Here is an 11,553-nt window from a genome sequence, read left to right as displayed (position 1 = left end):
GCGGGCGCCGGTGTCAGAAGAAGCCCAGCTGGCCGGCGTCCTCCAGCGACTCACGCTCCGGAGCCTCCCGGTGCGGCGGCAGCTTCAGATGGCGCCAGCGCGGCAGTTGGTCGAGGTAGGCCCAGGAAAGGCGGTGGTGTTCGGTGGGGCCCTGCTCCTCGAGCGCGGCCCGGTGCACCGGTGAGGGATAACCGGCGTTGCTGTCGAACCCGAAGGCGGGGTGCTCGCGGCCCAGTTCGGCGAGCATCGCGTCCCGGTGCACCTTGGCGATGACCGAGGCCGCCGCGACCGCCACGCAGGACAGATCGCCCTTGATCACCGTGCGGACCTGCCAGGGCAGGCCCAGATAGTCGTGCTTTCCGTCGAGGATCACCGCGTCGGGTCGTTCCGGCAACCCCTCCAGGGCGCGCACCGCGGCCAGCCGCAGCGCGGCCGTCATGCCCAGCGCGTCGATCTCCTGCGGCGAGGCGTGGCCCAGCGCGTGGGACGTCACCCAACCGCCGAGCACCTCGGCGAGCGCGACCCGGCGGGCGGGGGTGAGCAGTTTGGAGTCCGTCAGCCCCTCGGGCGGCCGGCGCAGCCCGGTGACGGCGGCGCACACGGTGACCGGACCGGCCCAGGCACCGCGGCCGACCTCGTCCACCCCAGCGACGATCCGCGCTCCGGTGGTGGCGCGCAGCGACCGCTCGACACGATGAGTAGGAGGTTCGTAGGCCATGGCACTTCCCAGCCTAGTCGGCGCCCGCGCCGGCGCCGTACCGCGGGGCCCCGGCGGGCTGTTCAGGGACGGCTGGGCGGCCTCATGCCGGCGTTCTCGAAGGGGCGTTCGGGAGTGTGCCAGTGCTCGAAGGGACGGTCGATGTGGTAGCGGCCGTCCCGCCCCAGACGCAGTTCCCTGGTCTCCCCGTTGCCCGGGTTGGACAGCGACTCGAACTCGGCCACCGACCAGTGCAGCCAGCGCATGCAGAACAGCCGCATGGTCAGCCCGTGGGTCACCAGCAGCACATTGGGCGGATGGTCGGGCGACTCGAAACTGCGCCACAGACTCTCCAGAAAGGCACCCACCCGGTCGTACACATCCGCGCCCGACTCCCCCTGGGCGAAGCGGTAGAAGAAGTGCCCGTAGGCGTCCCTGGCGCGCTTCTGCCGCCGTACGTCCTCGCGGTCCTGCCAGTTGCCCCAGTCCTGCTCCCGCAGCCGGGGCTCCTCGCGCACCCGCACCAGCGTCGGGTCCAGCCCCAGCAGATGGAAGGTCTGCAGGGTGCGCCGGTAGGGGGAGACGTACGCCGAGACGCCCTCCCCGTCGAAGACCTCCCGCAGCCGGGTGCCGGCCTCCGCCGCCTGATGGCGCCCCTTCTCCGTCAGTTCCAGGGCATGGTCGGGGATGCGCTCGTAGACCGAGTCGTCGTAGTTCCCCTGTGACTCTCCGTGCCGGAGCAGAACAATGCGCCTGGGCTGTGCCATACGGTCAGCCTAGTTCCCGGCGGGCCGTGCCGCCCGTACCGCCCGAACGGGTCACACCGTCCAGGACGGCTCCACATCGATGACGTCACCGGTGAGCGAGGCGATGTCGTCCCCGGTCTGGGCGCGCACGCCCAGCCGTTCCACCCGTTCGGCCCGGTACTTGGCGCGTTCGGCCGCCGAGTTCCACATCGACAGCACCAGGAACTCGTGATCCTGCGCCGCCTCGGCGAAGACCCCGCGCAGCATCCCGGGCGAGCCGGCCATCGCCGGGTTCCACACCCGCTCCTGCATCAGCGCGAAGTGCTCGGCGCGGTCCTCGTGCACCCGGCAGTGCGCCACCCGCAGCAGGTCGGCGTCCGTGAACCTGGGCTCGAAGCCCATCTTCACGTCGAAGCGGTACTCGAACAGCCGCACCGCCATGTCCCGGTAACTGTCCCGCTGCGCGGCCTCCAGGCGCTCGTGGGAGTGCGCCATGAAGGAGTCGTACTGCGAACGGCTCTCCCAGAACGCGAACAGATGCACCACCCCCGGATCCCGCCGGCTCCAGCCGCCGCCCTGCCCCCGGAATCCCGGCTCACCGGGCAGAACCGCCCATCCCTGCTGCCCCCGATGAAAGCCGCTTCGGTCGATCACGGTGCAGCGCATCCACTTGACCAGCACCGCGCCATCGTACGGCCATCCGGGGGACCCTCACCGCATCGCGCCCCGCGCGGCCAGGAACTCCTCGAAAGTGCCGCGCCCGTCCGCGTGTTCCGGCGTGAGCAGCCCGCCCCCGCGCACCGCGCCGACGACCTTGCCCGGCAACCGCAGCGGGACCACCGGCCGGTGCCATCCCCGGGCCCGCACCGTCAGGCCGGTCAGCTCCCGCAGCGTACGGATCTGCGGCCCGCCCAGATCGGTCACCCGCCCGGCCGGCTCCCCCACCGCCAGCTCCGCCAGCCGCTCCCCCACCTCCCGCACCTCCACCGGCTGCAGCCGGACCTCCCCACCCAGCGTGAACACCACCGGCAGCAGCCGCTGCGCCGTGGTGAGCCCGGCCACCAGATCGTGGAACTGCGTGGCCCGCAGGGTGGTCCACGGCAGCCCCGACTCCTCGACGAGGCGCTCGCACGCCAGCTTGCGCCGGTAATAGCGCAGCGGTACCCGGTCGACGCCCACGATGGAGATGTACACCAGATGCGGCCGTGTGCCGCGCCGGGCCGCCTCCAGCAGATGGCGCGTGGTGACCCTGTCGTCCTTGGCCGGGGCGCTGGCGCAGTGCACCACCACGCCCGCCCCCTCCAGCGCGGCGTCCAGTCCCTCGCCGGTGGTGAGGTCGCCCACCGCCCACTCCCTGGGCGTCCGGTCGGCCCGCGGATGCGGGTGCCGGCTGAGGACGCGCACCTCGTGCTCGTCCTCCAGCAGCCGCCGCACCACCTGCCGGCCCAGCGTTCCCGTCCCCCCGGTCACCACGATCGCCCCGCGCTTCGCCACCATGGCGCCATTGTGGGCGCGAACGCGCCGGGGCCGGGGAAGAACCGCCGAACGGTCCTTCCCCGGCCCCGGGGCGGATCAGCTGCAGCCGCTGGTGGAGCCGCAGCCCTCGCACAGGTAGCAGCTGCCGGCGCGGCGCATCTTCGTACCGCAGGAGAAGCACAGCGGCGCGTCCGCGTTCAGCCCCAGCTGCATCTCCAGCAGCTCGGTGGAGCTGTGCGCCTCACGCGGCGCCGGGCGCTCCTCGGCCGCGACCTCGGGCTCCGGGCGCGGCGGGGAGGTGTCCAGGCCGCGCGGGGCGGACTGGGACAGCGCCTCGATGTCCAGCTCGTCGTCGCCCGGCTCGTAGGAGCCGGTCTCCAGGTGCCGCTGGCGTTCGGCGGCGGTGTGGATGCCGAGCGCCGAGCGCGTCTCGAAGGGCAGGAAGTCCAGCGCCAGGCGGCGGAAGATGTAGTCCACGATGGACTGCGCCATCCGGACGTCCTGGTCGTCGGTCATACCGGCCGGCTCGAAGCGCATGTTGGTGAACTTCGAGACGTACGTCTCCAGCGGCACCCCGTACTGCAGGCCCACCGAGACCGCGATGGAGAAGGCGTCCATCATGCCGGCGAGCGTGGAGCCCTGCTTGGACATCTTCAGGAAGACCTCGCCCAGACCGTCGTCCGGGTAGGAATTGGCGGTCATGTAGCCCTCGGCGCCGCCCACCGTGAACGAGGTGGTGATGCCCGGACGGCCCTTCGGCAGCCGCTTGCGGACCGGGCGGTACTCGACCACCTTCTCCGGCTCGGCCGACGCGGCGGGCTGCTCCGCCTCCTTCTCCTTGGCGGAGGTCTTCTTCGCCGACAGCGGCTGTCCGACCTTGCTGTTCTCCACGTAGACGGCCAGCGCCTTGGTGCCCAGCTTCCAGCCCTGGAGGTAGATCTCGGCGACGTCGTCGACGGTGGAGGTGCTCGGCATGTTGACGGTCTTGGAGATGGCCCCGCTCAGGAACGGCTGGGCCGCCGCCATCATCCGCACATGGCCCATCGGCGAGATGGTGCGCTCGCCCATGGCGCAGTCGAAGACCTCGTAGTGCTCGGTGCGCAGCCCCGGGGCGTCGACCACATTGCCGTGCTCGGCGATGTGCGCCACGATCGCCTCGACCTGCTCGGGCTGGTACCCGAGCCGCTTGAGGGCCTTGGGCACCGTGTTGTTCACGATCTGCATCGACCCGCCGCCGACCAGCTTCTTGAACTTCACCAGCGCCAGGTCGGGCTCGATGCCCGTGGTGTCGCAGTCCATCATCAGGCCGATGGTCCCGGTGGGGGCCAGCACCGATGCCTGGGCGTTGCGGAAACCGTTCTTCCTGCCGAGCCGCAGGACGTCCTGCCACGCCTCGGTGGCGGCGGCCCACACCGGGGTGTCCAGGTCGTCCATCCGCCGCGCGTCGGTGTTGGCCCGGGCGTGCTGCTCCATGACGCGGTTGTGCGCCTCGGCGTTGAGCGCGTACCCCTCGTACGGGCCGACGATCGCGGCCAGCTCGGCGGAGCGCCGGTAGGAGGTGCCGGTCATCAGCGAGGTGATCGCACCGGCCAGTGCCCGGCCGCCGTCCGAGTCGTAGGCGTGGCCGGTGGCCATCAGCAGGGCGCCCAGGTTGGCGTAACCGATGCCCAGCTGACGGAAGGCGCGGGTGGTCTCACCGATCTTGTGGGTGGGGAAGTCGGCGAAGCAGATGGAGATGTCCATCGCCGTGATGACCAGCTCGACGACCTTGACGAACCGCTCGGCGTCGAAGGACTGGTGGCCCTGGTCGTCGTCGCGCAGGAACTTCATCAGGTTGAGCGAGGCCAGGTTGCACGAGGAGTTGTCCAGGTGCATGTACTCGCTGCACGGGTTGGACGCGCTGATGCGGCCCGACTCGGGCGAGGTGTGCCAGTGGTTGATCGTGTCGTCGTACTGGATCCCGGGGTCGGCGCAGGCGTGCGCCGCCTCGGCCATCTTGCGGAACAGCGCCCGGGCGTCGATCTCCTCGACGGTCTCCCCGGTCTTCCGCGCCGTGAGCGCGAACGTCCCGCCGCTCTCCACGGCGCGCATGAACGTGTCGTTCACCCGCACCGAGTTGTTGGCGTTCTGGTACTGCACCGACGTGATGTCGTCGCCGCCCAGGTCCATGTCGAAGCCGGCGTCGCGCAGCGCCCGGATCTTCTCCTCCTCCTTCACCTTGGTCTCGATGAAGGCCTCGACGTCGGGGTGGTCGACATCCAGCACGACCATCTTGGCGGCCCGGCGGGTGGCGCCGCCGGACTTGATGGTGCCGGCGGAGGCGTCCGCGCCGCGCATGAAGGAGACCGGGCCCGAGGCGTTGCCGCCGGAGGAGAGCAGTTCCCTGGAGGAACGGATGCGGGAGAGGTTCAGGCCGGCTCCGGAGCCGCCCTTGAAGATCATCCCCTCTTCCTTGTACCAGTCCAGGATCGACTCCATCGAGTCGTCCACGGACAGGATGAAGCAGGCGCTGACCTGCTGCGGCTGCGCGGTGCCGACGTTGAACCACACCGGGGAGTTGAAGCTGAAGATCTGGTGGAGCAGGGCGTACGCCAGCTCGTGCTCGAAGATCTCGGCATCGGCGGGCGAGGCGAAGTAGTCGTGCTTCTCGCCCGCTTCGCGGTACGTGCGCACCACGCGGTCGATGAGCTGTCGCAGGCTGGTCTCGCGCTGCGGGGTGCCCACCGCGCCCCGGAAGTACTTGCTGGTGACGATGTTGACCGCGTTCACCGACCAGGTGTCGGGGAACTCGACGCCACGCTGCTCGAAGTTGACCGAGCCGTCGCGCCAGTTCGTCATGACGACGTCGCGGCGCTCCCAGACCACCTCGTCGTACGGATGCGTGCCGGGGGTGGTGTGGATCCGTTCGATCCGCAGCCCCTTTCCGGTCTTGCCTCCGACGCCCTTGCCGCCCTTTGCGCGGGAGCCGCCCCGTGCCGGGCCGCTCGTCGTCTCAGTCATTCCGCCTCCCTGTCGGGCACAACGCCCTGGTGTGACCGGATTGTTCCTCGGTCACGGTGTCTGTTCCGCCGACCGGGGCGCGGCTGTGCGCTCCGGCCGGTCTGTTGGGGTCCCGGTGGCGGGCGCCGGCTATCCGGCGGCGGGCTCCACCGCGACCTCGGTGCCGGCACCGCCGGCGGGGTCCCGCTCGCGCAGCTCCGCGATGGCCGCCTCGAAGTCCTCCAGCGAGTCGAACGCCCGGTAGACGGACGCGAACCGCAGGTAGGCCACCAGGTCCAGCTCGCGGAGCGGGCCCAGTATGGCGAGGCCGACATCGTGCGTGGACAGCTCCGCGCTGCCGGTGGCCCGGACGGCCTCTTCCACGCGCTGGCCGAGCAGGGCCAGGGCGTCCTCGGTGACGGGACGGCCCTGGCACGCCTTGCGCACCCCGGCGATGACCTTGGTGCGGCTGAAGGGCTCGGTGACGCCGCTGCGCTTGATCACCATGAGCGAGGCGGTCTCCACCGTGGTGAAGCGCCGCGAACAGCTCGGGCACTGGCGGCGCCGCCGGATCAGCGTGCCGTCGTCCGCGGTGCGGCTGTCGACGACCCGGCTGTCCGGGTGCCTACAGAAGGGGCAGTGCATGCCGCCTCTCCCTTCTCCTGGCCGCGATGACGCAGCGTGCTCGCCAGCTGCTCTCCGACATGGCGCATCAAGCCTCACGGGGGCCACTGGCGTACCCCCTGAGCACTCCCCAGCATAGGCGATCCGCTGCGCCGACGATGACGGGGGACCACAACTTGTGGGATGCCGCGCATCATCAAACCACTAGATCTAGGGTTACGGCGCGAACGCGCCGGGGCCGCGTGTCGTGCGGCGAAGGGGGTGGGCGGCGATGCGCGGCGGACGCGCGCATGGGAGGCTATCGCATCAGCCTGTGACCGGTTGCCGTCGCATACACCTCGGTGACCAATCACGTCAGCTGATCAGCGATATTTCACTCGAACGTGTGTTTGGCGCAACCTTTCGATAGCAACTACCGTTGTGTGACTAGGGAGTACCACCACGAAGGGGCCGACATGACCACCGCAGCAGACGACGCCATCGCCGCCGCTGAGCGCCGCCAGGAGCGGCTGTCCGTACAGCACGGCGCGACACTGCGCCCGGAGAACGGCGCCGCACGGTCACTGCCCGGCCGGCCACCCGGCATCCGCGCCGACAGCTCGGGGCTCACCGACCGCCAGCGACGGGTGATCGAGGTGATCCGTGACTCCGTGCAGCGTCGTGGCTACCCGCCGTCCATGCGTGAGATCGGCCAGGCCGTGGGGCTCTCCAGCACCTCCTCGGTGGCCCATCAGCTGATGGCGCTGGAGCGCAAGGGCTTCCTGCGCCGCGACCCCCACCGGCCGCGCGCCTACGAGGTGCGGGGCGCCGAGACCCCCACCCCGCCCCCCGCCGACACCGCGGGCAAGCCCGCCGCCTCCTACGTGCCGCTGGTCGGCCGGATCGCCGCCGGTGGCCCGATCCTGGCCGAGGAGTCCGTCGAGGACGTCTTCCCGCTCCCCCGCCAGCTGGTGGGCGACGGAGAGCTGTTCGTGCTGAAGGTGGTCGGCGACTCCATGATCGACGCCGCCATCTGCGACGGTGACTGGGTCACCGTCCGCCGCCAGCCGGTCGCCGAGAACGGCGACATCGTGGCCGCCATGCTCGACGGCGAGGCCACCGTCAAGCGCTTCCGCCGTGAGGACGGCCAGGTCTGGCTGCTGCCGCACAACCCCGCGTACCAGCCCATCCCCGGTGATGAGGCCACCATCCTGGGCAAGGTCGTCGCCGTCATGCGGCGCGTCTGATCCGAGCCCGCGCCGCACCCTTCTCCCTCCCTGGCCCGCCTCAGGACGCGGCAGCGTTCCGCGCTGCCGCGTCGATCGCCGCCAGGGAGCGCCGCACCTGATTGCGGTCCGTGGTCGTCCAGAAGTCCGGCATCGACGACCGCAGGAAGCTTCCGTACCGCGCCTTCGCCAGCCGGGGATCCAGTACCGCCACCACTCCGCGGTCCCCGGTGGCCCGCACCAGCCGGCCCGCGCCCTGGGCCATCAGCAGCGCCGCGTGGGTCGCGGCCACCGCCATGAACCCATTGCCCCCCGCCTCCTCCACGGCCTTCTGCCGCGCGCTGAGCAGCGGATCGTCCGGCCGGGGGAACGGGATGCGGTCCATGACCACCAACTGACAGCTGGGCCCGGGCACATCGACGCCCTGCCAGAGCGACAGTGTGCCGAACAGACAGGTGGGCGCGTCCTCGGCGAAGGCCCGGATCAGCTCCCCCAGTGTCTCCTCGCCCTGGAGCAGAATCGGCATCTCCAGCCGCCCGCGCAGCTCCTCGGCCGCCGCCTGCGCCGCCCGCATCGAGGAGAAGAGAGCCAGCGTGCGCCCGCCCGCCGCCTCGATCAGCTCGGCCAGCTCATCCAGCATGTCCCCGCGGCTGCCCTCCCGGCCCGGGGTCGCCAGATGCTTGGCCACATAGAGAATCCCCTGCTTGGGATAGTCGAAGGGGGAGCCCACGTCCAGGCCCTTCCACTCCGGGGACTCCTCGCCGTGCGCTCCCTCGGGTGCCAGCCCCAGCGAGGCCCCCACCCCGTTGAAGTCCCCGCCCAGCTTGAGGGTGGCCGAGGTCAGCACCACCGACCGTTCCGTGAACAGCTTCTCGCGCAGCAGCCCCGACACCGACAGCGGCGCCACCCGCAGCGAGGACCCGTACCGGTCGTGGCGCTCGCACCAGATGACGTCGAACTCCGAGCTCTCCACCAGCCGCTCGGCGACCTCGTGCACGTGCTCCACCGAGGCCAGTGCCTGCTTGCGCACCGCGTCCTCGTCGCTCAGCGAGCTGTCCCGGGTGGCGCCCAGCACCGTGATCACGGTGCGCGCCGCGTCCCGCAGGGCCACCAGGGCGTAGGCCAGGTCCTCGGGCAGCTCGGTCAGCCGGCCGGGCTCCGCCGTCTCCATCAGCCGCTCGAAGGTCTCGGACGCGGTGAGCATCGCGTCCGCCGCCTTCTCGTCCACGATCTTCGCGGCCCGGCGCACCGCCCGGCCGACACCGCCGGGGTTCAGCTCGCCGGTGGCCACCCCGGTGACCCGGGAGACCAGCTCGTGCGCCTCGTCCACGATCAGCACCTCGTGGCCCGGCAGCACCGGCGCGCCCTCGATGGCGTCGATCGCCAGCAGCGCGTGGTTCGTCACGATGACATCGGCCACCTTGGCGCGCTCGCGCGCCGCCTCGGCGAAGCACTCGGCACCGTAGGCGCACTTGCTCGCCCCCAGGCACTCCCGGGAGGAGACCGACACCTGCGACCAGGCACGATCGGAGACACCCGGGGTCAGCTCATCCCGGTCGCCGGTCTCGGACTCGTCCGCCCAGTCCCGCAGGCGCAGCAGATCCTTGCCCAGCTTGCTGCTGGGGCCGCCGCCCCCACGCTCGGCGGCAGCGGCGGCGGCCTCGAAGGGGTCGAAGAGACCTTGGTCCTCCTCCTGCGGCACCCCCTCGTGCAGCCGGTGCAGGCACAGATAGTTGGCCCGCCCCTTGAGGGTGGCGAACTCGGGGCGGCGGCGCAGCAGCGGGCGCAGCGCCTCCACCGTGCGCGGGAGATCGCGCTCCACCAGCTGCCGTTGCAGCGCCAGCGTGGCCGTGGCCACCACGACCCGGTCACCGCCGGCGAGCGCGGGCACCAGATACCCCAGGGACTTCCCGGTGCCGGTGCCCGCCTGCGCCAGCAGGTGCGTGCCGCCTTCGATCGCTTCCGCGACGGCCTCGGCCATCGCGATCTGGCCGGGCCGCTCGCTGCCGCCGACGGCGGTCACGGCAGCGTGCAGCAGGTCGGTGAGGGCCGGCCCCCCGGATGTGACAGTCATAGGCCAGCCACCTTACGTGGCACCACTGACAGTGCCGTCGGACATCGGCCTCAGCCGGTGTGCAGCGGGTTCGCCACCGTGCCGTCGATCGCGGCGTGCGGCCGCTGCGCCCGGTCCCGGTAACCGTCCAGATGGAGCCGGTTACGGTTCAGGCACAGCCGCTGGATCCGCGGGGCCAGCAGCTCGAAGGCGTCGAAACGGTTCTTCAGTTCGGGGAAGCGCTGCTGGTAGCGGAGAATTTCCGCCCGTACGAGTGACCAGAAGTCGTCCTCGCGCACGCCGAGCTGTTCCTCGCACAGGGGCGCCAGATAGCGGAAGACCCCGACGAACAGCCCGGAGTGGATGAACTGCGGCAGGAAGTCCGCCGGTTCGGTCAGCAGCACCTCGCGCACCTCGTGCGGGATGTCGTCGAACTCCGGCAGCGGCTCGGCGCTGAGGTTCACGTCGTCCACGAAGTCCTTCACCGCCAGCCGCACCGGCGCCTCGTGCTCGTCGAAGACCACGATCGCGTTCTCCCCGTGCGGCGAGAAGACCGTGCCGTACCGGTACAGGAAGTGCAGCAGCGGGGGCAGCAGCGCCGCGAACAGCCGCTGCAGCCAGACGTCCGCGGGGAGACCCGAGCGGCCCACCAGCTCCGCCGTCAGCGCCCGGCCGTCCCGTCCCCGCTGGAGCAGCGCCGCCAGGGTGCGGGCCCGCTCTCCCGCCGCCAGCTCCGGCCCGATCGGCTCCCGCCAGATGCAGCCCAGCAGCTCCCGGAACTGGTAGGGCACCTGCGGCAGCCGGTCGTACAGCGGGTGCGCGACGGTCACCGAGGCCGTCTCGCCCAGCAGGATCACGCGTGTCTCGCGCAGATACGGGTCGGTGTCCCGGACCGTGTGGATCCAGTCCGTGACGGCGGGCGCGGCCAGCGTCCGTTCGGTGGGCAGCCCGCGCCACACCAGGGTGTTGAGGATGGACAGCGGCAGTTTCACGCTGCGCCCGGTGGGCCTGCTGATGTTGAGGAACGTTCTGATCGACTGCTGCGGCAGCCGCAGTTCCCCGTCGCTGGGCAGCTCGATCAGCAGGCCCGCCGCGAGCTGCGGGGCGTACAGCGGGGCGATGGTCTCGTCCCACTGCCAGGGGTGGACGGGCAGCCACAGGTAGTCGGACGGGTTCCTTCCCGCCCCGGCGATGGTCTCGGTGAAGGCGCGGCGGACCGGCTCGGGCAGTTCCTGCGCGTACAGCGTCCCGGGGTCGGCCAGCGCCGGCACCCCGCGGTAGCGGGCGAGGTCCCGGTGCACCGCGAGCCAGGGCAGCGCGCGCGGGGTGCGCGCCTCCGGCGCCCAGCGGGCGGCGTCCCCCGCCGAAAACCCGACCCGGCCCTTGTTGGCGACCAGCCACGGATGTCCTCCCTGGCGGCCCTCCAGCGCGGCGTAGTCCAGATCGGCCAGCTCGGCGGCGGTGAGCGCCTCCTCGGCGAGCACCACGTCGGCACTGAGGGTGGCGGTGAGTTCGCGCAGCAGATGACCCAGGGTGTCGCCGCTGAGGCCGAGCACGGTGTCGTGGGCGGCGGCGACGAAGGCGAGCGGGTCGGCGTCGGCGGGCAGCGAGGCGGGATCGACGCGCCAGTGGCCGTACGCGCCGCGGTCGGCACGGAAGCGGTAGACGGTGCCGGGGGCGACCGGCAGCCGGTACGCGCCGGGGCCGGCCGCGCCGTCCGGCTCCGGGGTGATGATGCCCTCGTAGGCGAACTCGGCGAGCATCTTGGCGAGC

9 protein-coding genes are annotated in these 11,553 nt (G+C 71.4%); 1 reads left to right on the top strand and 8 read right to left on the bottom strand.

Annotated features, from left to right (window positions below):
• Window positions 1-13 precede the first annotated feature (13 nt).
• From rnhB to nrdR, 6 genes are all read right to left on the bottom strand, one after another.
• Window positions 14-718 carry a ribonuclease HII gene (rnhB, locus tag ACTFAP_RS23640; protein WP_495682235.1) on the bottom strand — a complete coding sequence of 235 codons (705 nt, stop codon included), beginning with the start codon at window positions 716-718 and terminating at the stop codon, window positions 14-16.
• 62 nt (window positions 719-780) lie between these two features.
• Window positions 781-1,464 (bottom strand): histidine phosphatase family protein, encoded by a 684-nt coding sequence (locus ACTFAP_RS23635; protein ID WP_500467334.1) that lies wholly within the window; start codon window positions 1,462-1,464, stop codon window positions 781-783.
• Between the two features lie 51 nt (window positions 1,465-1,515).
• Window positions 1,516-2,124 carry a YdbC family protein gene (locus tag ACTFAP_RS23630; RefSeq protein WP_453853552.1) on the bottom strand — a complete coding sequence of 203 codons (609 nt, stop codon included), beginning with the start codon at window positions 2,122-2,124 and terminating at the stop codon, window positions 1,516-1,518.
• A gap of 30 nt (window positions 2,125-2,154) precedes the next feature.
• Window positions 2,155-2,940, bottom strand: a complete 786-nt coding sequence (locus ACTFAP_RS23625) for an SDR family oxidoreductase (RefSeq protein ID WP_390121620.1) — start codon at window positions 2,938-2,940, stop codon at window positions 2,155-2,157.
• Between the two features lie 75 nt (window positions 2,941-3,015).
• The gene (locus ACTFAP_RS23620; RefSeq protein ID WP_495682233.1) at window positions 3,016-5,919 is read right to left on the bottom strand and encodes a vitamin B12-dependent ribonucleotide reductase; all 2,904 of its coding nucleotides are present in this window, start codon (window positions 5,917-5,919) and stop codon (window positions 3,016-3,018) included.
• A gap of 129 nt (window positions 5,920-6,048) precedes the next feature.
• Entirely contained in the window at window positions 6,049-6,543 is a 495-nt protein-coding gene (nrdR, locus tag ACTFAP_RS23615; RefSeq protein ID WP_390121618.1) for a transcriptional regulator NrdR, read from the bottom strand.
• A gap of 434 nt (window positions 6,544-6,977) precedes the next feature.
• On the opposite strand from nrdR, the gene lexA reads away from it, so the two are divergent.
• Window positions 6,978-7,748, top strand: a complete 771-nt coding sequence (lexA, locus tag ACTFAP_RS23610) for a transcriptional repressor LexA (RefSeq protein ID WP_400011625.1) — start codon at window positions 6,978-6,980, stop codon at window positions 7,746-7,748.
• Window positions 7,749-7,788: 40 nt separating this feature from the next.
• Here the strand turns inward: lexA and ACTFAP_RS23605 are convergent, their stop codons facing one another.
• Both ACTFAP_RS23605 and ACTFAP_RS23600 read right to left on the bottom strand, forming a co-directional pair.
• Window positions 7,789-9,801: an ATP-dependent DNA helicase gene (locus ACTFAP_RS23605; protein ID WP_500467333.1), complete on the bottom strand. Its 2,013-nt coding sequence runs from the start codon at window positions 9,799-9,801 to the stop codon at window positions 7,789-7,791.
• 50 nt (window positions 9,802-9,851) lie between these two features.
• Window positions 9,852-11,543 carry an IucA/IucC family protein gene (locus ACTFAP_RS23600; RefSeq protein ID WP_500469548.1) on the bottom strand — a complete coding sequence of 564 codons (1,692 nt, stop codon included), beginning with the start codon at window positions 11,541-11,543 and terminating at the stop codon, window positions 9,852-9,854.
• Between the last annotated feature and the right edge of the window lie 10 nt (window positions 11,544-11,553).

This window comes from Streptomyces sp. PH9007 (assembly GCF_059813725.1).
The sequence above is the reverse complement of the archived record's forward strand: the minus strand, read 5'-3'. Positions and strand labels throughout refer to the sequence as shown.